Source organism: Promicromonospora aerolata, from assembly GCF_042682255.1.
GTDB classification, from domain to species: domain Bacteria; phylum Actinomycetota; class Actinomycetes; order Actinomycetales; family Cellulomonadaceae; genus Promicromonospora; species Promicromonospora aerolata.
Map to the genome: position 1 here is coordinate 1252429 of NZ_JBHUHF010000001.1, position 26430 is coordinate 1278858.

A 26430-nucleotide genomic window follows, 5' to 3' on the forward strand; every position below is an offset into this window, starting at 1 on the left:
AAATCCTCCATGCTTCCTTCGGGCCCCAAGACTCCATATGCTCCGGGCAAGGAAAGTTCGTCCCGCTCGTGAGGAGAGTTGCGATGAGAACTACCCGAAATTCCCGGTCGTCGCGTGCACGGCGCACGAAGGAACACAGTCCGCACCCGGCGTTGCCCGAGTCCTACGCTGCGATGATCGAGCGCACGCCGTCGTTGGACGACGCGCAGCTCGAGTCGCTCCTTGAGCGGGCGGTCGCCGGAGCCGACGCCGCACGCACCCTCGACGCCACTGCGGTCTCCCCCAGCTTCCGTATGCAGCTCGAAGCGCGGGTCAAGGACGGGCAATACGCAAAGGAGCGTCTCGTCCTCGCCCACCTCCGCCTCGTCCCCGCCGTCGCGACCTCCTACTCCGGCCGGCTGCCGTTCATGGACCTCGTGCAGGAGGGCAACGTCGGCCTGGTCCGCGCCGCCGACTCGTACGACCCCGCGCACGGCACGTTCGCCGCCTATGCCACCCGCTGGGTGCGCCGCTCCATAGTCCGGGCGGTCGCCGCCGCCGAGCACGCCGTGACGGCGAGCCAGAGCGGCCCCACCCCCGAGCAGACGATGCTGCGCCGGCGCGTCCGGCAGGCCCTGCGCCACCTCGACGCCGTGGAGGCCCGCGTCCTGGAGATGCGCTTCGGGCTCCTGGACGGCACCACCCGCACCCTCGACGAGATCGGCCGCCGCCTCGGCGTGACCAAGGAGCGCGTGGCACAGATCCTCGAGCATGCGCTGGCCCGGCTGCGCGACGTCGTCAGCCCGGCTCCCCTCGCTGCGTGACCGCCGGCTGGGCACCCGACGGCCCAGCCGGCGTCAGCCTGCGGTTCACCTCCGCCGCAGCCGATCGATCACCTCGTCCAGCGCCGCGTGGTACGCCCACGACGACTGGTACCCGGAGTGGGTCGCCACGGCGAAGAGATAGGCCGACCGGTCCATCTCCTCCGCACCGCGATCCACCTCGTTGACCCCATAACCCACCACCGGGAAGCCCAGGAAGTCGGTGCGCCGCCACAGGTTCACCCACGCGGGCTTCGCACCGCAGGTCAGCAGCGACATCAGCGTGACCTGTTCCCCCGAGCCGGGCTCGGGGCGCTCCGGCGTCAACGGCGCCGCCGGGGTCGCTCCGGGCCCGGGACCACCCCTCGCCTGTCCGCCCCACGGGTCCGCCGACCAGGCCGGACCGGTGCACGGCGGCGTGCCGGTCGTCGTCGGGCCCAGGAGGTCCGAGAAGAACCGGCCGAAGAACGGCCGCAGCTGCACGCCGTAGGTCAGCAGGCCGAGGCGCCCGTCGGTGAGGTCCGGCACCGGGTTGCCCGCCCGGATCAGCACCACCGCCGCCGCCAGCACGCCGCCCATCGAGTGCGCGGACAGCACCACGCGCCGGGTGGGTGCCACGCGTTCGCGCTCCGCGTCGTCGGCGATGTCCGCGCCGGTGAGCCAGGCGTCGACCCGCGAACGCACCTCCGGCACGACCCGCTCGGCGTAGCTCGGCGGCCCGAACGGGTGCGCGCTGCGCGGCAGGAAGCACAACAGGTCCCACAGCAGGCCCCAGGGCCGCGACGGTCCGCCGCCGGTGCCACCCGCCAGGGCGCTGACCACCAGCGTCGCCGCGAGCACGCCGAGGGCCGGCACCGCGAGCCCGGACAGCCACGGCGGTACCTGGACGGTGCCGGCGTCGCTGTGCTGGGCGATCAGGGGGATGTGCGCCACCAGCGCCGCGACGTAGGCGGCGGCCGCCAGGGCACCCACGGCGAGCTCCGCCCGGTGCGACATCGCGGCGACCTGCCGGCCGCGCAGCACCCGCTCCAGCACCGGGTTGGGGCCGCCGTCGGGCTCGGGCGCGTCCGCGACCGCGCGCCAGGCCGGCGCCGCCGGGCCGTAGGGCGGTCCGAACGTGCGGGGCGCGCCGGGGATCCACAGCGCCCTCGAGCGGACCACGTCCATGACGTAGGGCCCGGCCAGCGCCACGACCAGCAGCAGCACGAAGACGAGCGCGATCACCACGGACGCCGTACCGAACTCGGTGTACACCGGTGGCACCCGCACGAGGTCGGCGTCCGGCACGCCGCGGGGGATGCCGACCAGGCCGTCCCCGAGGGGCGTGGGCGCGGCGTTCTCCCCGTTGCGCAGGAACCACTGCACGCCGAGCACCAGCAGGCTGGAGTACACGGCCGCCGCCGCGGCGGACACCAGCAGGAACACGCCCGGTCCGGCGCCGTTCCACCCCTCGTGGGCACGCCGCCGCAGCAGCATGGCCGCGAGCACCACCGCGGCCGGGCTCAGGACGGCGAGCACCGCCACCGCGACGAGCAGGTGTCGTAGCGGGGCGCCCGGCTCGGTGACCAGGACCAGCGCGACGCAGGCCGTGGCGATCACCGGCACCGCCGTCCAGGCCGCGACTCCCCCGGCCGTGCGCGCAGTGCGCCAGGCGAGACCGGTCGCCGCGATGCCGAACAGGCCCACGCCGAGCAGCGCGGGTACGAGGTCGAGCCCGATCAGCGCGGGCAGGTCCGTCGGCTGCGGTCCGGCGAGGCAGGCGTAGCAGGCCAGCAGCCAGACGACCAGGCCGGCCACGAACACCCCGAGCCCCGCCCGCCCCTTCCAGCGCGGGGCGACGGCCTGGACGCCGTCGTCGTCGGTGCGCAGGGCGACGAACGCGCACGCGCCCAGGATCACGACCAGGCCCGCCACGGGCAGGGCCGGCATCGGCAGGCCCGGGTCGGCGTACCGGGTCCAGCTGAGGAACTGCCCCGTCAGCCCGAGGGCGGCGCCCAGGTGCGCCCACAGCAGGCCGGAGCCGGACCGCTGGGACCAGAAGCCCGCCCGGTGCAGCGGCGGACCCGACGGCGGCACGGTGCGCCCGGCGCGCATCACCGAGAACTTGGACTCGAACCGGACCTGGCCGCTGTGCGCCACCGCCACCAGCACCGCGACCAGCAGCACCGGGGCGAGGGACAGGAGGGCCAGCCGGTCACCGACGTCCATCCGCGCGAGGCCGTACAGCAGGCCGGGCAGGCGCGCGCAGACCGGGACCACGGAATCGGGCCCCGCCGTCGCCAGGCCGATGCAGCGGGTGCCGATCACGGACAGCGAGACCGTCGCCACCGCCGACACGAACAGGAGGGTGAGGCCCAGCGCGAACACCCGGGCCAGGGCGGCGGTCGCCTCGGGCCGCACGCTGCCCGACGGCGGGCGGTGCGCGCCCGGGTCGGGCGCCGGGACACGGCGGGCCCAGTACGCGGCGTTCGCCAGCCCGAACGGGACCATCGCCGCCCACAGCAGGCGCACCGCGAACGTGCCCACGAGACCCAGCACGCCGCCGAACGGGAGACCACCGACCCGAGCCATCGCACCCCACGAGTACGCCTCCCGGCGTACGTCCGCCCGGATCGCGTGCACGTGCCCCGGTGGCAGCGCCCTGTCCCGCGCCTCGGCGTCGGGTGTCGGGGTCCAGAAGCTGCCGAGGCCGTCGCCGTCGGACCGGGTCACCTCCCCCCGCCCCAGGTCGAGGGTGCCGTGCGGCGGAGTGTTCGCGATGCCGTGGATCCGCAGCTCGAGAATGCTGGGCTGGGCGCTGTCCATAGCGCCCCAAAGTAGAGCCAGCCAGGGCGGACACGCCCGCCGCCACGCGCGGCGGGTCGCATCCTGCCGCGATCAGTACGATCACGTGCCCAGCGTCACCGCGACGACCGCCGCGGCCAGCAGCAGGTCGTAGACGATGCACGTCTCGGCGTACCAGCGCCACACCACCGCGTTCGCCCGGTGGTGGAACACGTCCCAGACCCCGTGCCCCACGAGGCCGGCCGCGAGCACGTAGGCCCCGGTGTCCTGCCCGACGAGGGCGCCGGCCAGCAGACTGATCCCCGCGAACACCACGAGCCCCGCCGCCTGGAGCAGCACCATCGACCGGCCGCGGATGCTGTTCCGGAGGATCCCGACCACCGGGTACACCAAGGCAACAGCCAGGACCAGCCACGTCGGCACGTCGGCGGCACCACCCGCGATCGTGCCGGCGAGCAGCGTCAGCCCGATCAGCACCGGCCACCGGCCGCGCAGCCAGGCCAGGTCGAACCCGTGGGCGTGCGCCGTGTACTCGGCGGGCCGCAGCAGCATCGCTGCCACCATCGCCGGCACCATCAGCACGTGGCCCCAGAGCGTCATGTCGTCCGCGGTCGCCGCACCCGCCCAGAACAGCACCAGCAGGACCGCGAACGGCGCCGCCATCGCCGCGTTCATCTCTCCGATCGCCGGCCAGCCGTGGCGCCGGACCCGCATCCACACCGTCATGGCGACCACCATGTCCAGCACCATCACCACGGCGGCGACGTCGGGCCGGACCAGCACGGCCTCCATCCCGAGGGCCGCACCCACCCAGTCCCACGCGGGCGCCAGGAGCATCATCCCGAGCAGCATCGCCACGACCATCTCGGCCAGGTGCGCGAAGAACCGCAGCGCCTTGGGCCCCGACGTCGTCGGCCCGGGGTGGGCCACCGGGTGCACGGCCTCGTCCGGGTACACCCTCTGTGCCGTCGTCTCTGTCATGTCTCCGTCTCCCTCGCTCTCGGACGGCGTCCCTCGCCGCGCCGTCTCCCACGCTGTCCGACGCCGGGGGCGCCCAGTAGTGCCGGACCGCACCGGAGCGCGAGCGTCTGTCACAACCTCGGATGACAGATGTCATGAAGGCGCGGCGGGCCGCCCCCGCGCCGCGTCGGCGCTGGCAGGATGGCGTCATGAGCTCCGCACGGACCGTCGTGGACGACGGCGGCAGCGGCCTCGCGAGCTTCCGGCGCAACGTCTGGTGGGGTCTCGCGGGGACGGTGGCGTGCGTGCTGGGCTTCGCCGTCGGCGACTGGGTGCTGGACCCGGCGGTCCCTGCCGGGCTGCGCGCGCTCACGGGCCTCGCGACGGCGACGACGATCGTGGCGTGCGGCGTGCTGCTGGCCCGGCGGATCCGCGACGAGGGCCCGTCGGCCGGCTGGCTCGTGACCGCCGTCTGCGCGGCGGTGCTCGCCGCCGCGGTGCCGCTCACCCTCGGCGAGTTCGGGATCTGGTCGATCGCGCCGGCCGCCACGGTCGCGGTACTGGTCATGTTCCTGCCCGCCCGCCGGGCGTGGGCGGTGCTCGGCGCCACGCTGGTCGTCCTGCCCGCGCTGGGCCTGGTCACGGCCCTGGCCCTGGCCGAACCCGACGTGGGGCACGCGGTCTGGATGCCCGCCCTGATGGTCCTGGCGTTCGGACCCGCGATGCTCGGGATGCTCCGCGGCTGGCAGGTCGCGGCGCGCCTCGACGATGCCCGGCGGCTCGCGGGGCAGCTCGCCGTGGCCGACGAGCGGCTCCGCTTCGCCGCCGACCTGCACGACATCCAGGGGCACCACCTGCAGGTGATCGCTCTGAAGAGCGAGCTCGCGGCGCGGCTGGCGGAGGCCGACCCCGACCGGGCCGCCGAGCAGATGCGCGAGGTGCAGCAGCTCGCCGGGGACGCGCTGCGCGAGACCCGCGCCCTCGTACAGGGCTACCGGCGCACCACCCTCGACGCGGAGATCGCCAACGCGTCCAAGGTCCTGTCGGCGGCGGGCGTGGCGGTCCGGGCCGACGTCGACGCCGACCTCGCAGCGTCGCTCCCCCAGGCGCCGCGCAGCCTGCTGGGCCTGGTGGTCCGCGAGGCGACCACCAACCTGCTGCGGCACAGCCGCGCCACGCGCGCCGCGTTCGTCCTGGTGCCCGACGGCGCCGGTGCCCGCCTGACGATCGACAACGACGGCGCGCGCGAGGGTGCCGGGCAGGACGACGGGGCCGGCCTGGCCACCGGGACTGCCGGGACTGGTGGCGCCGGCGACGGCACCGGACTCGTGTCCCTCGCGGAGCGGCTGCACACCGTGGGCGGGCACCTGACGTGGGCCGACGACGGCGACCGGTTCGTGGTCACGGCTACGGTGGCCGGATGATCCGCCTGCTGCTGGCCGACGACGAGGAGCTGCTGCGCGGAGCCCTCTGCTCGCTCCTCGATCTCGAGCACGACCTGCAGGTCGTCGCCCAGGCCGCGACCACCACGCACGCCGTGCAGCTCGCGGAGCAGCACCGCCCCGACGTCGCCGTGCTCGACCTCGAGATGCCGCCCACCGACGGGCTGCACGCGGCCGCGCAGATCCTGGCCCGCACCGACGGCACGCCACCCCGCGTCATCATCGTCACGCGGCATGCCCGGCCCGCCGTCCTGCGCCGCGCCCTTGCCGCCGGGGTGAGCGGGTTCGTGCCCAAGTCGACGCCTGCCGCCCGCCTCGCACAGATCGTGCGCGACGTCGCCGTGGGGCACCGCTACGTGGACCCGGAGATCGCCGCGTCGGCGCTCACGGAGAACGAGTGCCCGCTGACCGACCGTGAGCTGGAGGTGCTGCGGGAGGCGCGCGCCGGCGCACCGGTGTCCGAGATCGCGGCCGCCGTGCACCTCGCGCCCGGCACGGTGCGCAACTACCTGTCGTCGGCGATGGCCAAGCTCGGCGTCGCCACCCGCCACGCGGCGGCGCACCGTGCCTGGGAAGAGGGCTGGATCTGAGCCACCGGGCCGGCGGCGGTCCCCCGCTCGAGGGGCACGGTATGCCGTTGTGGTGGGTGCCACGCCCCGGGCTACCAGGCCACCGGCCGGGTCAGCGCCGCTCGGCCGCGACAAGAGCCGGGCGGAGGCCGACCTAACCGTCGTGCGCCTCCCGGTCGCCGTCGACGTAGTACCAGTGGCCGCCCTCGCGCACGAAGCGGCTGGTCTCGTGCAGGCTCCCGCGCACGCCGGTGTCCGGGTAGCGGTAGAAGGCGGTGAACTCGACGACGCCGACCGTGTCGAACGGGCCGCCCCGCTCCGTGCGGTGGATGTCGAGGCGGCGCCACTGCTCCTCGCCGGTCCCGACGGTGTCCGGCCGGGTCTGTGGCGCCCAGGTCGCCAGCAGGTATGCGGTGTCCCCGGTCGCGAACGCGGAGTACCGCGAGCGCATCAGCGCCTCGGCGGTCGGCGCGGGCGCGGCACCGGAGAGGTAGCGCCCGCAGCAGGCGCCGTAGGTGTCGCCGGAGAGGCAGGGGCAGCGTTCGTCGTCGTGCACGGGACGATCCTCGCACCCCGGCCGTGCTCCCGGGCGGGTCGCCGGGCCCGGCTTCGCGCCCGGAGGGCGTGCCCGAGCCCGGCTCCGCACCCGGGGCGTGCCCCGAGCCCCGCTATGCGAAGGACTCGTGCCCCAGCACGGCCAGCAGCCGGATCTTCTCCTCGGCCTCGCTGCCCGGCGCCGGGGTGAGCACCACGAGCGCCTGGGACTGGTCCTCGGTGAACAGCGCCTGGCAGTCCACGTCGATGCGCCCGAGCTCCGGGTGCACCAGCGTCTTGTGGTCCTCGAACCGGCGGGACACCTCGTGCCGCTCCCACACCCGCACGAACTCGGGGCTCTCCCGCAGCAGGACCCGCAGGATCTCGTCGGCGACCGAGCCGGGACCGGCCGCCGAGAGCGCGGCCCGGAGGGCAGCGACCTGACTCCGGCCGTGCCGCTCGTGGTCCTCCGGCGGGTACACGTTCCTGGACTCGGGCTGCATGAACCACCGGTACACCGAGCTGCGGCCCAGGCCGGTGGCCGGCGGCACGCCGAAGATCGCCTCGGCCAGCCGGTTCTGCGCGACCGCCTCGCCCAGGCCCGACAGGATCAGCGCCGGGGAGTCCTCGAGCCGGTCCAGCACCCGCAGCAGGGCGGGGGCCACGTGGGACTCGAGCGGCATACGCCGGGGCACGCCGTGCCCGGCGAGCCGGAACAGGTAGTCACGCTCCTCGACGGTCAGGCGCAGCGCGCGGGAGAGCGCGGCGAGCATCTGCTCCGACGGCTGCGGCCCGCGCTGCTGCTCCAGCCGCGCGTAGTAGTCCACGGACATCCCCGTCAGGGCTGCCACCTCCTCGCGGCGCAGCCCGGGTGCCCGACGGCGCGGCCCCGGCACCAGACCGACGTCGGACGGGCGCAGTGCCTCGCGGCGGCGGCGGAGAAAGTCGGCGAAGGCTGCGCGGTTCATGTCCCCATGGTGCGCCGGGCAGCGGCCGCGAGCCAGGGATCGCCGGTCCCTGGTTCACCGGGTCTCTCCCGCCGTCGATCCCGGGAACCCACGGTGGAGCCATGAACATCACCGGCAACACCATCTTCATCCCCGGCGGGACCCGCGGCATCGGCCTCGCGCTCGCGCTCCGGCTCCAGGCGAAGGGCAACACCGTGATCGTCGGCGGTCGGAACACGGAGGCGCTCGACGCCGCCGTCGTCGACCACGGCTTCGCCACCGTCCGGATCGACACGACCGACCCCGACTCGATCAGCACGGCCTCCGCCGACGTGATCGAGCGGTTCCCCGACGTCAACGTGCTGGTCCCGATGGCCGGGATCATGCGTGCCGAGAACTGGCGCAACCCCGACTTCCTCCAGGACGCCGAAGCCGTCGTCGCCACGAACGTGCTGGGCCCGATCCGGCTGATCGCCGCCTTCACCGAGCACCTGCAGTCGCGGCCGGACGCGACCATCCTCACCGTGTCCTCCGGCCTGGCGCACGCTCCGCTGCGCCCGACGCCGACCTACAACGCGAGCAAGGCCGCCGTCCACATGCTGTCGGAGACGATCCGGCTGCAGTTCGCGGGCACGAGCGTGGGAGTGACGGAGCTGGTGCCGCCGTCCGTGCAGACCGACATCATCCCCGGCCACGCCACGGACGAGCACGCGATGCCCCTGGACGAGTACGCCGACGAGGTGCTGGCGCTCCTGGAGGCCGAGCCGGACGCGCACGAGATCCAGGTCGAGCGGGTCAAGTTCCTGCGCTACGGCGAGGTGCGCGGCGACTACGACGACGTCGTGGCGACGCTCAACGCGACCGACCCCGCGGCGGCCACAGCCGCCCCGGCGAGGTAGGGCTACCTCGGCGAGAGGCTGGCGTTCCGGGCGGTCGCGCCCGGATCCGCCAGCGTCACCTCGGCGGCGCCGCCGCCGTCGGCCGGCTCGATCCGGTAGTCGCCCAGGAAGCCACTGAACCGCACCCGGCCCTCGGCGTCGGTGCGCAGCGGGGTCGGGGGCAGCCACCACTCGCCCTTGACCAGCTCGCGCAGGCGCGTGAACGCCGGCTTGGGAGAACCGTCCGCCCGGAGGAGCCCGCCGGGGGCGCCCAGCCACATTCCCCGGTCGGACAAGCCCCAGTACGTCATGGCCTCCACGCTCGGGTGGGACAGCAGCGTCCGATAGTGACGCTCGACCTCGTCCGCCTGACGCTCCTCCCCCTCGGGCGTGGACGGCCAGGACTCGACCTGCCAGTCGTTGAGGTCCACCACGTGCTGGGGCATCACGTCGCCCGACATCAGCGTGGTCTCCGTGAAGTGGATCGGGATGTTGTACCGGGAGAACCGGTCCAGGATCGCGAGCGTCTTCTCCTCGCCCCAGTAGCCCTGGTGCATGTGGCTCTGCAGGCCGAGCCGGTCGATCGGGATACCGGCCTCCAGCACCGCCTCGATCAGGCACTCGTACGCGGTCGACATGTCGAAATCGTTCAGCAGAAGCGTTGCGCCCGGGTTCTCGGCACGCGCCTCCTCGAACGCCATCCGGATCGTCTCGACGCGGCCCTTGCGGCGAGCCAGCGGCGTGATCGCGTTCTCCTCGGCGGTGAACACGGGCATGATCACCACCTCGTTGATCGCGTCCCACGTGTCGATCACGCCTCGGAACGCCGCGACGTCGCGCCGGATGCGCTCGCGCTGCAGCCGCTCCACCTCGGCGTCGGGCAGCCCCAGGAGCCAGCCCGGCTGGACGGTGTGCCACACCAGGGGGTGCCCCTTGACCACGGTGCCGCGCTCACCGAACCAGCGGGCCGCGCGGAGCAGGCGCTCGGTCTGCGGCGCCCCGCGCTCCGGCTCGAACGTGCCCCAGTAGAAGGGCAGCGTGGTCTGGTTGAACACGTCGAACCACGCCGCGGCGAGCCGGCCGTCGTACTCCGGGTCCTGCGAGGCGCCGTTCGCGAGGTCCACCAGGTCGAACCCGATGCAGCCGAACAGGAACTCGTGCCGCGTCTGCCGCACGACGACGTCACGGTCGGCCAGCGGCGCACCGTCCGGTCCGCGCAGGGTCACGGTGGCGTCGGCGCGCCGGTGCGCCAGGCCGGGGTCGGGTGTGCGTCCGCCGTCGGGCGCGGTGAAGAGAGAAGTCACGCGCCGACCCTAGCGGCCGCCTCACTCGGGCGGCACGACGACGAGCAGCTCGCCCACCTCGCACTGCAGCACGTCGCAGACCGCCGTCAGCGTGGAGAACCGGATCGCCCGGGCCCGGTCGTTCTTGAGCACCGACAGGTTCACCACCGTGACCCCGACCAGCTCGGCCAGCCGCGCCAGCGTCATACCGCGCTCCGCCAGCAGCTCGTCGAGGCGGCAGTGCACGCGACCGTCGTCCTCCGTCGGCATCAGACGAGGCCTTCGGTGTCCCGCTGCAGGCGAGCGCCGCGCTGGAACGCGTACCAGGCGGAGCCGAGCAGCAGACCCCCTGCGAACAGCACCCAGTCGGTCCCCATGCGCTGGCCGAAGTCGACGCCGACACTGGCCAGGGCACTGTTCGCGGCCATCACCTGCAGGGTCGGGATCACTACGGAGCCGAACACGAGCGTGATCGACGTGACCTTCATCGCCCGCAGGCCGGCCGGGGCGAAGAAGTCGCCGCTCGCGAACGACCGGCCGAGCACGGCGAAGCACGCGGCCACCATCATCAGCACCAGCGTCGGCAGCAGGGCCGCGGTCAGCACGGCCGCATACGGCACCGGACGCAGGTCGGAGACCCGGATCACCGCCTCCGTCGCCTGTGCGGCAGCGGTACCACCCAGCAGCACGTCGTGCGGCATCGTCGCGAGATCGACCGGGACCGGGACGTCCCGGTTGGGCACGATCCGCACCAGGTCACGGACGATGAACCCGAGCCCGGCGAGGATCCCCAGGCCGCCCGCGAGCGCCATCACCTCGAAGTTCTGTCGCTGTGCGTCGAGCCGCCTGCTCATGTCGCCACCCTTGGTCGTCACCATATCGTTTGTCGATACTATCGAAACACGATACGCCGGGACACGTCAACGCCCGCCGGCGGCCGCGCGACGCGACGACCATGCACCTGCTGCCAAGATCCGCATCGGACTGGCAGCAGGTGCATGGTCATCCGCTACGGCGCCGGCTCCTCCACGACCGGCGCCGCGAACTGGCTCGCGTACAGCCGCGCGTAGGCGCCGTCGGCCGCGAGCAGCTCGTCGTGCGAGCCCTGCTCCACGATGTCGCCGTGCTCCATCACGAGGATCACGTCCGCGTCGCGGATCGTGGACAGCCGGTGCGCGATGACGAACGACGTGCGGTCCTTGCGCAGCCGGTTCATGGCCTCCTGCACGAGCACCTCGGTGCGGGTGTCGACGGACGAGGTCGCCTCGTCGAGCACCAGGATCGCCGGGTCCGCGAGGAACGCCCGCGCGAGCGTGAGCAGCTGCTTCTCACCGGCCGAGACCGACGAGCCCTCCTCGTCCACGACGGTGTCGTAGCCGTCGGGCAGCGTCCGCACGAACGGGTCCACGTGGGTGGCCCGGGTGGCGGCGAGGAACTCCTCCTCGCCGACGGTCGCACCATCGGACACCCCGTACCGCAGGTTCTCCTCGATGGTGCCCTTGAAGAGCCAGGTGTCCTGCAGCACCATCCCGACCGACGAGCGCAGGTCGTCGCGCGACATGTCGCGCGTGTCGACGCCGTCGAGCGTGATGCGTCCGCCGTCCACCTCGTAGAACCGCATGAGGAGGTTGACCAGCGTCGTCTTGCCGGCGCCCGTGGGACCGACGATGGCGATGGTCTGTCCCGGCTCGGCGACCAGGTTCAGGCCGGTGATGAGCTGCTGGTCGGGCGTGTACGAGAACGTGACGTCCTCGAACGCGACCCGCCCGCGCACGGGCTCCACCTTCTGCGACGTCGCCGGGTCCGGCGACTGCTCGGGCGCGTCGAGCAGGTCGAACACCCGCTCCGCCGAGGCGACGCCTGACTGCAGCAGGTTCATCATCGAGGCCACCTGGGTGAGCGGCTGCGTGAACTGGCGCGAGTACTGGATGAACGCCTGCACGTCACCCAGCGACAGCGTGCCGGACGCCACGCGGAGCCCGCCGATCACCGCGACGAGCACGTAGTTCAGGTTGCCGAGGAACCCCATGGCGGGCTGGATCGTGCCCGAGATGAACTGCGCCTTGAAGCTCGACGAGTACAGTGCACGGTTCTCCGCGGCGAACACCTCGGCGGTCGATTCCTGGTGCCCGTAGACCTTCACGAGCGAGTGGCCGGTGAACGACTCCTCGATGTGCGCGTTGAGCCGCCCCGTGGCCGCCCACTGCTCCACGAACTGCGGCTGGCTGCGCTTCGCGATCTGCATGGTCACGATCACGGACAGCGGCACCGTCACCAGCGCCACGAGGGCGAGGACCGGCGAGATCCAGAACATCATGCCCAGCACGCCCACCACGGTGAGCAGGGCCGTCACGAGCTGCGCGAGCGTCTGGGTGGTCGTCTGGGCCACGTTGTCGATGTCGTTGGTGACCCGCGAGAGGATCTCCCCGCGCTGCTTGGCGTCCACGTACGACAACGGGATGCGGTGCAGCTTGGACTCCACCTCGTCGCGCAGGTTCCGCATGGTCCGCTGCACCACACCGGTGGTGATGCGCGACTGCAGCCAGCCGAACAGGAAGGCCCCGGTGTAGGCCGCCACGACCCAGCCGAGGGTCTGCATCAGCAGCGTGAAGTCGATGCCCTGGCCGGGCACGAGTCCCGGCATGCCGGAGATCAGGTCCGCCTGCTGGTCCTGGCCCTCGGCGCGCAGCCCCGCGATCGCCTGGTCGGTGGTCACGCCGGCGGGCAGCTGGGCACCCACGAAGCCGGCGAAGATCACGTTCGTCGCGTTGCCGAGCAGCTTGGGGCCGAGCACGGTGAGCGCCACCGCACCGATGCCGAGCGCCATGAGCACCGCGACGTTGAGCCGTTCGGGGCGCAGCGCGCCGGCGAACCGGCGCAGCGAACCCCTGAAGTCCAACGGCTTCTGCACGGGCATCCCCATGCTGCCCATCGGCCCGCCGGGGCCGCGCCCCGGGCCCGGACCCGCGGGACCGCGCGGGGGCGCCGTCGGCGCGGTGGCCGGACCGGCCGTACCCGCGGGCGCCGCACCGCCCGGCGCACCCGCCGTCGCGCCCTGGGGCTTGTCCTGCGCGCTCATGCGGCCTCCTCCAGTGCTCTGCGGGACACCCGCACCCGGTCGGCCCACACGATCAGGGCTCCGCCATCGTCGCTCACGCGGCCTCCTCCAGTGCTCTGCGGGACACCCGCACCCGGTCGGCCCACACGATCAGGGCTCCGCCATCGTCGATCATGCGGCCTCCTCCAGGCTCATCTGGGACGTCACGATCTCCTGGTACGTCCCGTTGTCGGCCAGCAGCTCGGTGTGCGTACCGCGGCCGACGATGCGGCCGTGGTCGAGCACCAGGATCTGCTCGGCATCGCGGATGGTCGCCACGCGCTGAGCGACGACGATCACCGTCGCGTCCCGGGTCTGCGGCCGCAGAGCCGCCCGGAGCCGCGCGTCGGTGGCGTAGTCGAGGGCGGAGAAGCTGTCGTCGAACAGGTAGATCCGCGGCTTGCGGATCACGGCCCGCGCGATGGCGAGCCGCTGGCGCTGCCCGCCGGAGAACGTGGCACCGCCCTGGGCGACGACCGACTCCAGGCCGTCCGGCAGTGCCTCGACGAAGTCGCGGGCCTGCGCCACCTCGAGCGCCGCCCACATCTCCTCCTCCGACGCGTCGGACTTGCCGTACCTGAGGTTGTCCGCGATGGTCCCGGTGAACAGGAACGCCTTCTGCGGCACCAGCCCCATCACCGAGCCGAGCTCGCTCTGCAGCACGTCGCGCACGTCGACGTCGTCGATCCGCACCGAGCCGCCCGTCGCGTCGAACAGGCGGGGCACGAGGTTGAGCAGCGTCGACTTGCCCGAGCCCGTCGAGCCGATGATCGCCGTGATCTGGCCGGGCTCCGCGCTGAACGTCAGGTCGTGCAGCACGGGTGCCTCGGCACCCGGGTAGCGGAACTCGACGTCCTCAAAGGTGACCCGCCCGCTCGGGCCACCACCGGCCGGCCGGGCCGCGAACGCCACCGGAGCGGCCGGGTCGACGACGGACGGCTCGGTCTCCAGGACCTCGCCGATGCGCTCCGCCGCCACGGCGGCACGCGGGATCATCATGAAGATCATCGTCGACATCATCACGGCCATCAGGATGTACATGAGGTAGCTCAGGAACGCCGTCAGGGAGCCGATCTGCATGCCCCCCGCCTCGACCTCGCGGGCACCGAACCAGAGCACCAGCACGGACGACATGTTCATGATCAGCATGACCACGGGGAACGTGAGCGCCATGAGGCGGCCGGCGCGCAGCGACGTGTCGAACAGCGCCTCGTTCACCTCGGCGAAGCGCTCCTTCTCCCGCTGCTCCCGCACGAACGCGCGGACCACCCGCAGGCCCGTGATCTGCTCGCGCAGCACCGCGTTGATCGCGTCGATGCGCTTCTGCATCCGGCGGAAGTGCGGCACCATGCGCCACACGATGAGGCCGGCCGTGATGCCGAGCACGGGCACGATGACGAGCAGGAGGCCCGACATGCTCACGTCCTCCGACAGCGCCATGATCACGCCGCCGACCAGCATGATGGGCGCCATCACCATGATGGTGAACGTCATGAGCACGGTCATCTGGACCTGCTGCACGTCGTTGGTGCCGCGGGTGATCAGGGTCGGCGCGCCGAACCGGGCCATCTCCCGCGCCGAGTAGGTCTGGACGGTGTGGAACAGGTCGCGGCGCACGTCCCGGCCGAAGGCCGTCGCGACCTGGGCGCCGAAGTAGACGGCGACGACCGAGGCGACGACCTGGCCCAGCGAGACGACGAGCATCCAGCCGCCCGTGGTCCAGATGTGGCCGATGTCGCCGGCCACCACGCCGTCGTCGATGATGTCCGCGTTCAGGCTGGGCAGATACAGCGCGCCGAGCGTCTGCACCAGCTGCAGGACGAGCACCGCTACCACCGCCCAGCGGTACGGACCCAGATACTTCCGGGCTAGCGTGACAAGCATTAAAGAGGGTTCCCTTCGGGGCTGGGGGCTGGAGAACCAGGGGCCGGGGCGCCCGGTGCGGCAGTACTGGAGGCTGCATCGTTCGACCCGTCAGGGCCAGACATTTTTCCGGGACCGGCCAGGCCGTTCACGAGGGCGTCGGCCAGGACGCCGGCAGGCACCGTCGGCAGCAGGTGGTCGACCCGCGAGTGCGTGCCCACGATGGCCGACTCGACCAGCGCGACCGCCACCTCGACCGGGACCCGGAGGCGGTGCAGGTCGGGCGCCAGGACGGCGGTGATGCCCTCGACCGTGGCGTCGTGCTGTCGGGCGCGCTGCTCCAGGAACGTCCGGCGATAGCTGAGCATGCGCTCGTGCTGGTCGGCGGCCGCACCCGGGCCGGGAACCGCGCCGGGCAGCCCGGGCGGCGGACCGGGAACGACCGTGCCCCGCGGCCCGCCGCGCACCGGCGGCGGCCCCGGCGAGACGCCCGGCACCACCGCGCCCGGTGGGGCACCCATGCCCGGTTGCGGTGCCATGCGACGCAGCACGGACATCCACCGCATCACCTCGGCCGTCCGGTGGCGGCCCAGCTCGATCACGAGCTCCAGCCGCCGTTCCAGCGGCAGCGTCAGGTCGATCCCGGTGAGCTCCGCGAGCGTGTCCTCGGGGCGGCCCGCGCGGGACAGGCCCTCGATGGCGACGGCGCCCACGAGCGCCGTCTTGTCGCCGAACGCGCGGAACAGCGTGCCCTCCGCGACCCCGGCGGCCTCGGCGAGCTCGCGGCTGGTGACGTCGAGGCCGCGCTCGGCGACCAGGGGCATGACCGCGTCCGCGATCGCAGCCCGTCGTTCGTCCGGGGTCATCGGCGAGGCTCGGCGTCGTGCGTTGTCCATGCGGGAAGGCTAATTGAGTGAGCACTCACTCCGCAACTGAGTTCTTCGCCACTCCCCCAGACGCGTCAGACCCCCAGGTCACCGGAGCGACCTGGGGGTCTGACAACTTCGCAGGAGGCGGCTCAGCCGGCCGGCGGTGCCGGCGGGGGCGGCGTCGTGCCGCCACCGGGCTGCTGGCCACGCTCGGTCCGCGGGTCGAACGGTTCGCCCGAACGCGTGCCCGCGCTCGTCGCGTCGGCCACGGCGGCCTCGGCCTGGCGCTGCGCCTCGGCGAGGGCCTCACCCGGGTCCTGCAGCAGCGGCTTGTCGAGGACGGACGTCCGCGGGCCGGTCGACGGGCTGTCGTCGCCGGAGGGGTCCGGGATGCCCGGTGTGCCGGGCGCGCCGCCGAAGCCCTTGGCGATGCTGCCCAGCGCAGCGGTGAACTCGGTGGGGATGACCCACGTCGTGTTCGAGTCGCCCTTCGCGATCTGCGGGAGCATCTGCAGGTACTGGTACGCGAGCAGCTTCGGGTCCGGGTCACCGCGGTGGATGGCCTCGAACACCTGGATGATCGCGCGGGACTCACCCTCGGCCCGGAGGATCTGCGACTGCGCGTCACCCTCGGCGGTCAGGATGGCCGACTGCTTCTCACCCTCGGCGGTCAGGATGGCCGACTGCTTGATGCCCTCCGCGGTCAGGATCGCCGCACGGCGGTCCCGCTCGGCGCGCATCTGCTGCTCCATCGCGCCCTGGATCGAGGGCGGCGGCTCGATCGACTTGAGCTCGACGCGGTTGACGCGGATGCCCCAGCGCCCGGTCGCCTCGTCGAGCACGCCACGGAGCTGGCCGTTGATCTGGTCACGGCTGGTGAGCGTCTGCTCCAGGTCCATCGAGCCGATGACGTTACGCAGCGTGGTGACCGTGAGCTGCTCGATCGCCGTGATGTAGTTCGCGATCTCGTAGACCGCGGACTTGGCGTCCGTCACCTGGAAGTAGATGACGGTGTCGATCTCGACCACCAGGTTGTCGCTGGTGATCACCGGCTGGGGCGGGAACGACACGACCTGCTCGCGCAGGTCCACGCCGGCGCGGACCCGGTCGACGAACGGCACCAGCACGTGCAGGCCGGGGTCGAGCGTCTTCGAGTACCGGCCCAGGCGCTCGACCACGAGCGCCACGGACTGGGGAACGATCCGCACGGCGCGGATCACCGCGACGACACCGACGATCACGACCAGGGCAATGATCAGATAGAGCAGGACTTGCCCGAATGACTCCACGACGTCTCCTTACGCGGGCGCCTAGGCCCGCACGGACGGTTTTCACGCTTCTGACTTTGAACAGCAAGCTTCTGACTGGACTTGTCTGGTTACTGCTTCACGCTGGTACTGCTGCAAGGATCACGCCCAGGAGCCAGGCGACTACGCCGACTCGACGACGGCGGTGGCGCCGTCGATCTGGACCACACGAACGCTAGTGCCGGCGGGCAGCAGAGGCGAGCCGGGTACGGCTCGTGCGCTCCACACCTCGCCGCTCAGCTTGATCAGTCCCGATGCGGTGCTGACCTCCTGGACCACCGACGCGGTGCGACCCACGTTCGCCTCCGCGTTGGTCGGCGCCTTGGGCGTGTTGTTGCGCAGGTGGCGGATCAGCGTGGGCCGCAGCGTCACCAGCAGCACCACCGATGCCACGACGAAGACGATGGCCTGCACCCACAGCTCGGCACCGGCGGCGTTCGCCGCGCCTGCGGCCAGCGCCCCGCCCGCGAACATGATGAAGACGAAGTCCAGCGACAAGAGTTCGATCAGCGCGAATACCAGCGCGGCTCCTACCCACCACAACCAGTCCATGGCTGCTCCCTCCGAGCGTCCACTCCGGTTGGCGACCGGTCGCCGACAGAACCTCTCCGCCGGCGGGTCCTCGCGGTGAATCTACCGCTACCTCGGACCTTTGCCCGGACTTTACCAAGGTCCACTGACACAGTGGTAGCAAAAACCGGTGTTTCGACGCGATTTCTTGAGAACGCCGCCCTTTTCGCCGGCGGAGGTTTTCCGCGGGCCCCGTGCGTGCGCTACGAACGCAGGTCAGCGGCGGAACGGGCGAGCCAGCGCCCGCCGCCGTGCGCCACGACGAGGGGCAGCCCGAACGCCTCCGAGAGGTTGTCCGCGGTGAGCACCTCCTCGATCGGGCCGGCAGCCTGGATGCCCGCCTTCTTCATGAGCAGCAGGTGCGTGAAGCCCGGCGGGATCTCCTCGACGTGGTGCGTCACGTGGACCAGGACCGGCGAGGCCGGGTCGTGCGCGAGCTCGGACAGCGCACCGACCAGCTCCTCACGGCCGCCCAGGTCGAGGCCCGCGCCGGGCTCGTCGAGCAGCAGCAGCTCCGGGTCGGTCATCAGGGCTCGGGCGATCTGCACACGCTTGCGCTCACCCTCCGACAGGGTGCCGTAGGTGCGGTCGGCGAGGTGGTCGACGTCGAACACCGCGAGCAGGTCCTTGGCCCGCTGCTCGTCGAGCTCGTCGTAGGTCTCGTGCCAGCGTCCGGTCACGCCGTAGGCGGCCGTCAGCACGACGTCGCGCACCGTCTCCGCGGTCGGCAGGCGCTCCGCGAGCGCCGCGCTGGAGATGCCGATCCGCGGGCGCAGCTCGAAGACGTCGACCTTGCCGAGGGTGGAGTCGAGGATCGTGGCCTCGCCCGATGTCGGGTGCAGGCGCGCTGCGACAATCTGGAGGAGAGTTGTCTTGCCCGCACCGTTCGGGCCGAGCACGATCCATCGTTCTCCTTCGTTCACCTGCCAGTCGACGGAATCGAGGATGGTCGAGGTGCCGCGACGGACGGTGACGCCCGCAAGGTGGAGAACCGAGCTCATGAGCACCGACCCTACCCGAGGAGGAGTCATTTACAGTTCTGCGGTGGACACCGATCAGGACCTCCCACGGAGCGTGCTGCTCGCCCTGTGGCTGCAGGGCGTAGGCGACACCTCGGACGCCGTGAAGTCCGTGGTGGGCGACGACGAGCCGCACACCGTGGAGGGGCTACCCGGCTTTGCCGACGGCACCGACCTCGACACCCTCTTCACGGCCTGGACCACCGGGCCCCGGGAGGTGTGCGCGCTGCTGCCCGCACCCGGCGATGCCGCGGGGGTCCCCGCGGCGGCCAATCACGAGGCGACCGACGCCGGGGAGTGCGTGGTGGTCACGACACCCACCGGGAGCTGGGCGGCGGTCCCCCGGGTCGAGGCGTTCGGCAGCCACATCGAGCCGGGGCACCTGGTGACGTGGCACGTGCTGGAGGTCCCCGCGTGGACCACGCTCGTGCACGCGGCGATCGGTTCGGTCGCCGACGCCGAGCGCGAGCTGCGCACGAGCCTGATGACCGCGACGGATGCCCTGGACCAGCTCGACGTCGCCCGGTGGCGCGACGACGCCGCGGACGCCATCGAGCGGATCCGGTCCGCGAGCACGTCGTCCTGGCCGGTGCCGCACCTGGACGGGCGGCGCGCCCGCGTGCTGGACCTCGCCAGCCGCCTGCGGGCGATCGTGGCGCTCGGCACGGTGGACGACGGCGGCGCGGTGAACGTCTTCCAGGTCGACCAGCGGTCCACGGCGCTGCGCGAGGTGGACCGCACGGCCCGCCACGCGATGAGCGCGGCGACGTACGGCGAGGTGCGCTGACCTGCTGACCGTCGTTCAGCAGGCTCGAGGCGACCATATCCCCGGGGGTTACGGCTCCCTGAAGCCTGCTGAACCCCGGTCAGTCCACTCACCCGCCCCGGGCGGACCAGACCTGCCAGGCGAGCTCTACCCGGTTGCGCACGCCGAGCCGGTCCATCGCCGAGCTGACGTACGCCTTCACGGTGCTCTCGCTGAGGTGCAGGTCCGTGGCGATCTCCGCGTTGGTGCGCCCCTGGGCGAGCAGGTCCGCCACGTCACGCTCCCGGGCGGTGAGGGCCCCGAGCCGGCCGGCGGCCCGCGCGGCGGCGGTGTGACCGGCGTGGCCCCGCCGCAGGTCGCGCGCCACCTGGTGGGCGACGGCCGGCGAGAGCCAGGTCTCCCCCGCCGCCGTGCCTCGCACGGCCCGCAGGAGGTCGTGGGGATCACCCGACTTGAGCAGGAACCCGTCGGCCCCGAGGCCGATCGCCCGGCGCACGTACTCGCTCTCACCGAAGCTGGTCAGCACGACGACACGCACCGGGAGCTGCTCCCGGCGGATCACCTCCAGCGCCCCGAGCCCGTCGAGCACGGGCATCCGCACGTCCAGCACCACGACGTCGAGCAGCCGCGAGCGGACCACCCCGAGCGCCTCCCGCCCGTCGGCAGCCTCGGCGACGACGTCGATGTCCGGGCAGGTGGCGAACGTACCGGCGAGGACCTCGCGTACTCGTGGGTCGTCGTCGGCCACGAGCACGCGGATCGGTGCACCGCGCGGGGCGGGCCGGACGTCCGGCGTCGGCGCGGTCACCACAGGGGTTCCCCGGAGAGCTCGGTGACGCGCGTGACCACGCGGCCGTCCGCGCACACCTCGACGGTCGCGGCGGCGAGCGGGAAGTTCCCGTCGGTGTAGGCACGGCACGTCGAGTCTGCCGGGGGCGGCAGGGGGCGGGCGAGGCGGACGGGCGCCTGCCGCGCGGGCACGAGCGCGTCCAGCTCGGCGGTGGACAGGCCGACGTCGAACCGCGCGAGGACCTCGGGTTCGGCCGTGCTGTCGTGGGACGCCCAGGTCCAGAACCCCAGGACGGCGGCGCACGCCACGGCCACCGGCACCGCCGTCTGGCGGACCAGCAAGCGCAGGGGTCGCGCGCCCGACGGCTCGACCCGGTCCAGGCTGGTGAGCACATCGCCCGCGGGCCGGGCGGGGAGGCGGGCCGTGAGGACGTGCGTCCCGCCGTCGTGCCGGACGTCCAGCCGCCCGCCGAGCGCCGCGACGCGGCGGCGCAGCGTGTCGAGCCCGTGCCCGCCGTCCCGGCCGGCACCGGGCCCATCCGCGCTGCCCACGGGGCCGGCCGTGCCCGACGGCGCCTCCGAGGTCGCCACCCGCACCTCGACCGCCTCGTCCTCCGGAGGCCCGGAGGACGACAGCACGACGGCGACGGGGCTGCCCGGGGCGTGCCGCGCCGCGTTGGTGAGTCCTTCCCGGACCACCGCGTGCACCGCCAGGCGGGTCGGGACCGCTGTCCGCCCCGCGCCTGGCTCCTCCCGGTCGAGGTTGCCGTGGAGCGTCACCCGCGCACCGGCCTGCCGCGCCCGGGCCACGAGGGCCTCGATGTCGTCGGTGACCGGCTCGTCGGGCGCGGTCCCGTGCAGCAAGGCGACGGTGTCGTGCAGGCTCGCCACGGCGCGCTCGGCCTGCGCCCGCAGCCGTCCGGCGAGCTCGGCGTCCGCGCCGGCGGAACGCAGCTCGAGCAGGCCCGCCTGCATGGCGATGAGGCTGAGCTCGTGACCCACGAGGTCGTGCACCTCGTCGGCGACCCGACGCCGTTCGGCCGCCCGGCGGGCCGCCTCGCGCTCCCGTGCGTACCGGCCGCGGAGCACCAGGTAGTGCGCCAGGAGCAGCAGGCCGGCGAACCCGGTGAGCGCCGCCAGCTCCGCCAGGGCGAGCAGCAGCCCGGAGCCCGCCCACCAGGCAAGACCCAGTACTCCCGCCTGGACCACCAGGAATGCCGGGACGGCCCATCGCAGCACCCGGTGCGTCCTCATCGGCCCGAGGCTAGGCATCCCGACGGGTCACCGTCCACACGGCCAGGCCGAGGGTCGCTGCGGCCCAGGCGCCCAGGACCGCGAGCGCGAGCGGCCGCGAGAGGTCCGCGGTGCCGTCGACGAACGCCGCGCCGGCGGGGCCCGGCAGCCACCGGCCGACGGCGCCCGGCGCCGCGAGCGTGACGACCAGCAGGACGAACGCCGCCGACAGGGCGCCCACGGCGCTACGGCACAGGAAGCCGAGCCCCACGGCGACCAGCGCGGCAGCGCCGAACACCCCGGCGGCTCCGGCCGAGGCCTCGACCAGCGGGACGGGGGCGCCGGCGTGGCGGCCCAGCACCATGTCGGCCAGCAGGACGGACACGGGACCAAGGACCGCACCGAGCGTCGCGGCGACGGCGCCCGCCACTGCCGTCTTGGCCGCGACGACCATCCACCGGCGCGGCGTGGCCAGGAACACCGGCCCGATGGATCCCGCCGCGTACTCGGGCGTCACCAGGTGCAGCGCGAACCCGGCCACCGCGATCTGCGCGAAGCTCACCACGGGACCCAGGACGTCCGAGACCGGCGTCCGGGTGCCCGGCGGGAGCTCACCCGACGAGACGGCATGGACCACGTCGTTGGCGAGCGTCATGGCCGTGAGGAGGGCGATCACGACAGCGATCCCCAGCCAGAGCACGGCGGAGGGGACCGACCACGCCTTGCCCCACTCGGAGCGGACGACGGCGGACAGCTCGCGGAGCGGCTCAGCGGCCATGCCGCACCTCCTGCAGGGTGGCATCGGACGCCGGACGCTCGGCGCCGGCTGGCCGCGCGGCGTCGGCCACGTACTCCGCGGAGCCCTCGACGAGGTTCAGGTACCCGGACTCGAGCGCCGACATCCCCTCCGCCAGGTGCTCCGGCGTGGCCCGTGCGGCGAGGTCCGCCGTGGGCAGGTCCGCGAGCAGCCGGCCCTTGCCGAGCACCAGCACGCGGTCGGCCACGAGCTGCACCTCGGACATGAGGTGGCTGGAGATCAGCACGGTGCGCCCGTCATCGGCCAGGCGGCGCAGCAGGCGACGGATCCACCGCACGCCGTCGGTGTCCAGGCCGTTCACCGGCTCGTCGAGGAGGACCGTGCCCGGGTCGCCGAGCAGCGCGGCGGCCAGCCCGAGCCGCTGGCCCATGCCGAGCGAGAAGCCGCCCGCCCGCCGTCGGGCCACGCCGCGCAGCCCGGTGAGGTCGAGCACCTCGTCCACCCGGGTGGCGGGGATGCGGTTGCTCCGCGCGAGCGCGAGCAGGTGCTGCCGGGCGGAGCGCTGCGGGTGCACCGCGAGCCCGCCCAGGTGCGCACCCGCGACGTGGAGCGGCCGGCGCAGCGTCGCGTACCTGCGGCCCGCCACCAGCGCGGTGCCCGACGTCGCGTGGTCCAGGCCCAGGACCACGCGCATCAGCGTCGACTTGCCCGCGCCGTTGGGGCCCAGCAGCCCCGTCACGCTCCCGGTCGCCACCTCGCAGGTCACGTCGTGCAGTGCCGTGGTGGTGCCGTATCTCTTGGTCAGGTGCTCGATCTGGATCATGCGGGAAGCCTCGCCCGCGGCGGCGGGCGGCCGGTACCGACGAAAGTACCGAGCGTCTCAGGACCCCGCGAGCACCTGCTCGTAGACCTCCATCGTCCGCTCGGCGATCGCCGACCACGTGAAGTGCTCCTCCGCCCGACGGCGGCCGGCGGCTCCCATCGCCGCGGCTACCTCGGGGTCGGTGGCGACGCGGCTCAGCGCCGCCGCGAGGTCGGCGACGAACCGGTCGGGGTCCAGCGGTGTGCCGGTCCCGTCGTCGGCCTGCTCGATGGGGACCAGCAGGCCGGTGACGCCGTCGTCGACCACCTCGGGGATGCCGCCCGTGGCCGTGCCGACCACGGGCAGGCCCACGGCCATGGCCTCGAGGTTCACGATGCCCAGCGGCTCGTAGACGCTCGGGCAGACGAAGACGGTGCAGGCCGACAGGACCGCCACGAGCTCCGGCCGCGGGAGCATCTCCTCGATCCAGACGACGCCGGTGCGGGACTCGCGCAGGCGCTCGGTGAGGGCCACGACCTCGGCCATGATCTCCGGCGTGTCCGGCACGCCCGCGCACAGCACGAGCTGGACCTCCGGCGGCAGCTCGGCCGCGGCCCGCAGGAGGTACGGCAGGCCCTTCTGCCGGGTGATCCGGCCCACGAACACGACGGCCGGGCGCTCCGGGTCGATCCCGTGCCTGCGCACGGTCGCCTCGGCGGCGGCCCGCGCCGCGACGTCGTCCGGGCCGGGGCGCCGCCAGCCGGCCAGGTCGATGCCGTTGTGCACCACGTGCACCCGCTCCGGGTCCAGCTCCGGGTAGACGCGCAGGATGTCGGCCCGCATGCCCGCGGAGACCGCGATGACCCCCGCGGCGCCCAGGTAGGCGGTGCGCTCGGCCCAGGACGAGAGCGCGTACCCGCCGCCGAGCTGCTCGGCCTTCCACGGCCGCAGCGGTTCGAGGGAGTGCGCCGTGACGACGTGCGGGACTCCGTGCAGCAGGCCGCCCAGGTGGCCGGCCATGTTGGCGTACCAGGTGTGGGAGTGGAGCAGGTCGGCGCCCGCGACGTCGTCGGCCATGACCAGGTCGGTGCCCAGGGTGGCCAGCGCCGCGTTCGCGCCTGCGAGCGCGGCCGGCGTGACGTAGCCCGTGATGCCCGATGCCTCGGTCACGGCGTCGCGCGGGCCGTCGAAGCAGCGCACGCGCACGTCCGCGTGCTGCGCCAGCACCCCGGCCAGCTCCGCCACGTGGACGCCCGCACCGCCGTAGACGTGGGGCGGGAACTCGCGGGTCAGCAGGTCCACACGGAGGCCGCCGCCGGACCCGCCGGCCTGGTCGGGAGCCGGGTCCGGGACCCGGGCGGGGCGAGGGGCAAAGCCGGGAGCGGCTGCGACGTCTGACACGGTGCCAACCTAGCGCGCGGACTGTCTCCGCGCGCCACCTGACGGACCAGCCCAAAAGGGCTTAATGTCACCCGTATGGCTTCCGCCCCCCGCGTCCTTGCGATCGTCCTCGCCGGCGGCGAGGGAAAGCGGCTGATGCCGCTGACTGCCGCCCGCGCCAAGCCCGCAGTACCTTTCGGCGGCATCTACCGTCTGGTGGACTTCGCCCTCTCCAACATCGTCAACTCGCGGTACCTGCACGTCGTCGTGCTGACGCAGTACAAGTCCCACTCCCTCGACCGGCACATCTCCAAGACGTGGCGCATGTCGCCGCTGCTCGGCAACTTCGTGGCCCCCGTCCCGGCACAGCAGCGGGTCGGCAAGCACTGGTATCTCGGCAGCGCCGACGCGATCTACCAGTGCCTCAACATCATCGACGACGAGCGGCCCGACATCGTGGTCGTCGTCGGCGCCGACCACGTCTACCGCATGGACTTCTCCCAGATGGTGGACGCTCACATCGAGTCCGGGGCGCGCGCGACGGTCGCCGCGATCCGGCAGCCGATCGGCATGGCCGACCAGTTCGGCGTCATCGACGTCGACCCGGGCGACCCGACGAAGATCCGCGAGTTCCTGGAGAAGCCCACCGACGTCGAGGGTCTGCCGGACTCCCCCGGCGAGATCCTCGCCTCGATGGGCAACTATGTGTTCGACGCCGACGCACTGATCGAGGCCGTCACCAAGGACGCCGCCAACCCCGACTCCCGGCACGACATGGGCGGCGACATCATCCCCGCGTTCGTGGCCGACGGCGAGGCCGGCGTCTACGACTTCATCCGCAACGACGTGCCCGGCTCCACCGAGCGGGACCGCGGCTACTGGCGCGACGTCGGGACGATCGACTCGTTCTACGACGCCCACACCGACCTCATCGCGGTGCACCCCATCTTCAACCTCTACAACTACGACTGGCCCCTGTACACGGGGTACACGGGGCTGCCGCCGGCCAAGTTCGTGCACGCCGGCCCGGGGCGGATGGGGCATGCCGCCGAGTCGATCGTCTCGCCGGGCGTGCTCATCTCGGGTGCGCAGGCCGCCGGGTCGGTGCTCTCCCCCGGCGTGCACCTGCACTCCTGGTCGAACGTGTCCAACTCCGTGCTGATGGACGACGTCCAGGTCCACCGGTACGCGCACGTGCACCGGGCGATCGTCGACAAGAACGTGATCATCAACGAGCGCGCCCGGATCGGCGTCGACCACGACGAGGACCGGGCACGCGGCTTCACGGTGACGGAGTCGGGCCTCACGGTGGTCCCGAAGGGCACCATCGTCGACTGACCGGGATGTCGGGACCCGTCCGGCTTGCGGTTCCCCCGCCGAACCGCAAGCTGGACGTCCTGACGCCGGGCGTGGCCGGCCGAACCGCAAGATCGACGTCCCGACCTGCGACGTGGGCCGCCGAACCGCAAGCTGCGCGTCCGCCAGGTGGCCGAACCGCAACGACACGCCGGTGAACTGTTTCGCCGTCGGCGTGTCTTGCGGCTCGGCGCACTGGCGGACGTTCAGGTTGCGGTTCGGCGCAGCACCGGCGGACGTCCAACGTGCGGCTCGGCGCACTGGCGGACGTTCAGGTTGCGGTTCGGCGCAGCACCGGCGGACCATCGCTCGCGGCTCGACCCACCGGCGAAGCATCAACTTGCGGCTCGGCACCCGCGCCGACGGACCACGGTCTTGCGGTCCGGCGCCGGGGCAGGCGGAGACGGAGGCATCCGGCACACTGG

24 protein-coding genes are annotated in these 26430 nt (G+C 73.0%); 6 read left to right on the top strand and 18 right to left on the bottom strand.

Translation table 11 applies throughout. From position 1 onward, the window contains the following. The first annotated feature begins 173 nt into the window (after positions 1-173). A complete protein-coding gene (locus ACFSL2_RS05695) occupies positions 174-803 on the top strand; it encodes a sigma-70 family RNA polymerase sigma factor (protein ID WP_377196917.1) in 630 nt (209 codons plus the stop codon). A gap of 45 nt (positions 804-848) precedes the next feature. On the opposite strand, the gene ACFSL2_RS05700 is transcribed toward ACFSL2_RS05695, so the two are convergent. Both ACFSL2_RS05700 and ACFSL2_RS05705 read right to left on the bottom strand, forming a co-directional pair. After that, positions 849-3605, bottom strand: coding sequence for a hypothetical protein (locus tag ACFSL2_RS05700; RefSeq protein WP_377196918.1), 2757 nt, complete (start codon positions 3603-3605; stop codon positions 849-851). Between the two features lie 81 nt (positions 3606-3686). After that, positions 3687-4565 carry a hypothetical protein gene (locus ACFSL2_RS05705; protein ID WP_377196919.1) on the bottom strand — a complete coding sequence of 293 codons (879 nt, stop codon included), beginning with the start codon at positions 4563-4565 and terminating at the stop codon, positions 3687-3689. Between the two features lie 188 nt (positions 4566-4753). Between ACFSL2_RS05705 and ACFSL2_RS05710 the strand changes: the two genes are divergently transcribed. Beyond that, positions 4754-5968: a sensor histidine kinase gene (locus ACFSL2_RS05710; RefSeq protein WP_377196920.1), complete on the top strand. Its 1215-nt coding sequence runs from the start codon at positions 4754-4756 to the stop codon at positions 5966-5968. Further along, positions 5965-6576 (top strand): response regulator transcription factor, encoded by a 612-nt coding sequence (locus tag ACFSL2_RS05715; RefSeq protein WP_377196921.1) that lies wholly within the window; start codon positions 5965-5967, stop codon positions 6574-6576. Before ACFSL2_RS05710 ends, ACFSL2_RS05715 begins: the two co-directional genes overlap by 4 nt. Before the next feature lie 133 nt (positions 6577-6709). On the opposite strand, the gene ACFSL2_RS05720 is transcribed toward ACFSL2_RS05715, so the two are convergent. Then, entirely contained in the window at positions 6710-7111 is a 402-nt protein-coding gene (locus tag ACFSL2_RS05720) for a YchJ family protein (RefSeq protein WP_377196922.1), read from the bottom strand. Between the two features lie 112 nt (positions 7112-7223). After that, entirely contained in the window at positions 7224-8057 is an 834-nt protein-coding gene (locus ACFSL2_RS05725; RefSeq protein WP_377196923.1) for a helix-turn-helix transcriptional regulator, read from the bottom strand. A 101-nt stretch (positions 8058-8158) separates the two neighbouring features. Between ACFSL2_RS05725 and ACFSL2_RS05730 the strand changes: the two genes are divergently transcribed. Then, the gene (locus ACFSL2_RS05730; protein WP_377196924.1) at positions 8159-8935 is read left to right on the top strand and encodes an SDR family oxidoreductase; all 777 of its coding nucleotides are present in this window, start codon (positions 8159-8161) and stop codon (positions 8933-8935) included. A gap of 2 nt (positions 8936-8937) precedes the next feature. On the opposite strand, the gene ACFSL2_RS05735 is transcribed toward ACFSL2_RS05730, so the two are convergent. The 9 genes from ACFSL2_RS05735 to ACFSL2_RS05775 form a co-directional block, all read right to left on the bottom strand. Further along, complete coding sequence (locus tag ACFSL2_RS05735) at positions 8938-10218, bottom strand: endo-1,4-beta-xylanase (protein WP_377196925.1); 1281 nt, start codon at positions 10216-10218, stop codon at positions 8938-8940. Positions 10219-10239: 21 nt separating this feature from the next. Further along, a complete protein-coding gene (locus ACFSL2_RS05740) occupies positions 10240-10467 on the bottom strand; it encodes a helix-turn-helix domain-containing protein (RefSeq protein WP_377196926.1) in 228 nt (75 codons plus the stop codon). Next, positions 10467-11051: a hypothetical protein gene (locus ACFSL2_RS05745; protein WP_377196927.1), complete on the bottom strand. Its 585-nt coding sequence runs from the start codon at positions 11049-11051 to the stop codon at positions 10467-10469. Before ACFSL2_RS05745 ends, ACFSL2_RS05740 begins: the two co-directional genes overlap by 1 nt. A 155-nt stretch (positions 11052-11206) precedes the next feature. Next, the gene (locus tag ACFSL2_RS05750; RefSeq protein ID WP_377196928.1) at positions 11207-13276 is read right to left on the bottom strand and encodes an ABC transporter ATP-binding protein; all 2070 of its coding nucleotides are present in this window, start codon (positions 13274-13276) and stop codon (positions 11207-11209) included. Positions 13277-13426: 150 nt separating this feature from the next. Then, complete coding sequence (locus ACFSL2_RS05755) at positions 13427-15178, bottom strand: ABC transporter ATP-binding protein (protein ID WP_377196929.1); 1752 nt, start codon at positions 15176-15178, stop codon at positions 13427-13429. After that, on the bottom strand, positions 15178-16053 hold the full coding sequence (locus tag ACFSL2_RS05760; protein ID WP_377196930.1) for a TetR/AcrR family transcriptional regulator: 876 nt from the start codon (positions 16051-16053) through the stop codon (positions 15178-15180). The genes ACFSL2_RS05755 and ACFSL2_RS05760 overlap by 1 nt, the downstream gene beginning before the upstream one ends. Positions 16054-16175: 122 nt before the next feature. Then, positions 16176-17315: an SPFH domain-containing protein gene (locus tag ACFSL2_RS05765; protein WP_377196931.1), complete on the bottom strand. Its 1140-nt coding sequence runs from the start codon at positions 17313-17315 to the stop codon at positions 16176-16178. A 141-nt stretch (positions 17316-17456) separates the two neighbouring features. Beyond that, entirely contained in the window at positions 17457-17885 is a 429-nt protein-coding gene (locus ACFSL2_RS05770; RefSeq protein ID WP_377196932.1) for an NfeD family protein, read from the bottom strand. Positions 17886-18106: 221 nt separating this feature from the next. Further along, positions 18107-18904, bottom strand: coding sequence for an ABC transporter ATP-binding protein (locus ACFSL2_RS05775; RefSeq protein ID WP_377196933.1), 798 nt, complete (start codon positions 18902-18904; stop codon positions 18107-18109). Positions 18905-18947: 43 nt separating this feature from the next. Between ACFSL2_RS05775 and ACFSL2_RS05780 the strand changes: the two genes are divergently transcribed. Further along, a complete protein-coding gene (locus ACFSL2_RS05780; protein ID WP_377196934.1) occupies positions 18948-19709 on the top strand; it encodes a hypothetical protein in 762 nt (253 codons plus the stop codon). A gap of 88 nt (positions 19710-19797) precedes the next feature. On the opposite strand, the gene ACFSL2_RS05785 is transcribed toward ACFSL2_RS05780, so the two are convergent. From ACFSL2_RS05785 to glgA, 5 genes are read right to left on the bottom strand one after another with little or no spacing between them, the layout of a single operon-like run. Next, positions 19798-20496 carry a response regulator gene (locus ACFSL2_RS05785; protein ID WP_377196935.1) on the bottom strand — a complete coding sequence of 233 codons (699 nt, stop codon included), beginning with the start codon at positions 20494-20496 and terminating at the stop codon, positions 19798-19800. Next, a complete protein-coding gene (locus ACFSL2_RS05790; RefSeq protein ID WP_377196936.1) occupies positions 20493-21731 on the bottom strand; it encodes a sensor histidine kinase in 1239 nt (412 codons plus the stop codon). The genes ACFSL2_RS05785 and ACFSL2_RS05790 overlap by 4 nt, the downstream gene beginning before the upstream one ends. A 10-nt stretch (positions 21732-21741) precedes the next feature. Continuing rightward, positions 21742-22488 carry a hypothetical protein gene (locus ACFSL2_RS05795; protein WP_377196937.1) on the bottom strand — a complete coding sequence of 249 codons (747 nt, stop codon included), beginning with the start codon at positions 22486-22488 and terminating at the stop codon, positions 21742-21744. Next, the gene (locus ACFSL2_RS05800; RefSeq protein ID WP_377196938.1) at positions 22478-23290 is read right to left on the bottom strand and encodes an ATP-binding cassette domain-containing protein; all 813 of its coding nucleotides are present in this window, start codon (positions 23288-23290) and stop codon (positions 22478-22480) included. Before ACFSL2_RS05800 ends, ACFSL2_RS05795 begins: the two co-directional genes overlap by 11 nt. A 57-nt stretch (positions 23291-23347) precedes the next feature. Further along, positions 23348-24571 carry a glycogen synthase gene (glgA, locus tag ACFSL2_RS05805; protein WP_377200770.1) on the bottom strand — a complete coding sequence of 408 codons (1224 nt, stop codon included), beginning with the start codon at positions 24569-24571 and terminating at the stop codon, positions 23348-23350. 174 nt (positions 24572-24745) lie between these two features. Here glgA and ACFSL2_RS05810 point away from each other — a divergent pair, with 174 nt between their 5' ends. Further along, the gene (locus tag ACFSL2_RS05810) at positions 24746-25987 is read left to right on the top strand and encodes a glucose-1-phosphate adenylyltransferase (RefSeq protein WP_377196939.1); all 1242 of its coding nucleotides are present in this window, start codon (positions 24746-24748) and stop codon (positions 25985-25987) included. The last annotated feature ends 443 nt before the right edge of the window (positions 25988-26430 follow it).

What these genes read in the sequence shown, in the direction of transcription:
- ACFSL2_RS05695 (WP_377196917.1), top strand. Translation starts at nt 174, where the DNA reads ATGATCGAGCGCACGCCGTCGTTGGACGACGCGCAGCTCGAGTCGCTC.
- ACFSL2_RS05700 (WP_377196918.1), bottom strand. Translation starts at nt 3,605, where the DNA reads ATGGACAGCGCCCAGCCCAGCATTCTCGAGCTGCGGATCCACGGCATC.
- ACFSL2_RS05705 (WP_377196919.1), bottom strand. Translation starts at nt 4,565, where the DNA reads ATGACAGAGACGACGGCACAGAGGGTGTACCCGGACGAGGCCGTGCAC.
- ACFSL2_RS05710 (WP_377196920.1), top strand. Translation starts at nt 4,754, where the DNA reads ATGAGCTCCGCACGGACCGTCGTGGACGACGGCGGCAGCGGCCTCGCG.
- ACFSL2_RS05715 (WP_377196921.1), top strand. Translation starts at nt 5,965, where the DNA reads ATGATCCGCCTGCTGCTGGCCGACGACGAGGAGCTGCTGCGCGGAGCC.
- ACFSL2_RS05725 (WP_377196923.1), bottom strand. Translation starts at nt 8,057, where the DNA reads ATGAACCGCGCAGCCTTCGCCGACTTTCTCCGCCGCCGCCGCGAGGCA.
- ACFSL2_RS05730 (WP_377196924.1), top strand. Translation starts at nt 8,159, where the DNA reads ATGAACATCACCGGCAACACCATCTTCATCCCCGGCGGGACCCGCGGC.
- ACFSL2_RS05740 (WP_377196926.1), bottom strand. Translation starts at nt 10,467, where the DNA reads ATGCCGACGGAGGACGACGGTCGCGTGCACTGCCGCCTCGACGAGCTG.
- ACFSL2_RS05745 (WP_377196927.1), bottom strand. Translation starts at nt 11,051, where the DNA reads ATGAGCAGGCGGCTCGACGCACAGCGACAGAACTTCGAGGTGATGGCG.
- ACFSL2_RS05750 (WP_377196928.1), bottom strand. Translation starts at nt 13,276, where the DNA reads ATGAGCGCGCAGGACAAGCCCCAGGGCGCGACGGCGGGTGCGCCGGGC.
- ACFSL2_RS05755 (WP_377196929.1), bottom strand. Translation starts at nt 15,178, where the DNA reads ATGCTTGTCACGCTAGCCCGGAAGTATCTGGGTCCGTACCGCTGGGCG.
- ACFSL2_RS05760 (WP_377196930.1), bottom strand. Translation starts at nt 16,053, where the DNA reads ATGGACAACGCACGACGCCGAGCCTCGCCGATGACCCCGGACGAACGA.
- ACFSL2_RS05770 (WP_377196932.1), bottom strand. Translation starts at nt 17,885, where the DNA reads ATGGACTGGTTGTGGTGGGTAGGAGCCGCGCTGGTATTCGCGCTGATC.
- ACFSL2_RS05775 (WP_377196933.1), bottom strand. Translation starts at nt 18,904, where the DNA reads ATGAGCTCGGTTCTCCACCTTGCGGGCGTCACCGTCCGTCGCGGCACC.
- ACFSL2_RS05790 (WP_377196936.1), bottom strand. Translation starts at nt 21,731, where the DNA reads ATGAGGACGCACCGGGTGCTGCGATGGGCCGTCCCGGCATTCCTGGTG.
- ACFSL2_RS05795 (WP_377196937.1), bottom strand. Translation starts at nt 22,488, where the DNA reads ATGGCCGCTGAGCCGCTCCGCGAGCTGTCCGCCGTCGTCCGCTCCGAG.
- ACFSL2_RS05800 (WP_377196938.1), bottom strand. Translation starts at nt 23,290, where the DNA reads ATGATCCAGATCGAGCACCTGACCAAGAGATACGGCACCACCACGGCA.
- ACFSL2_RS05810 (WP_377196939.1), top strand. Translation starts at nt 24,746, where the DNA reads ATGGCTTCCGCCCCCCGCGTCCTTGCGATCGTCCTCGCCGGCGGCGAG.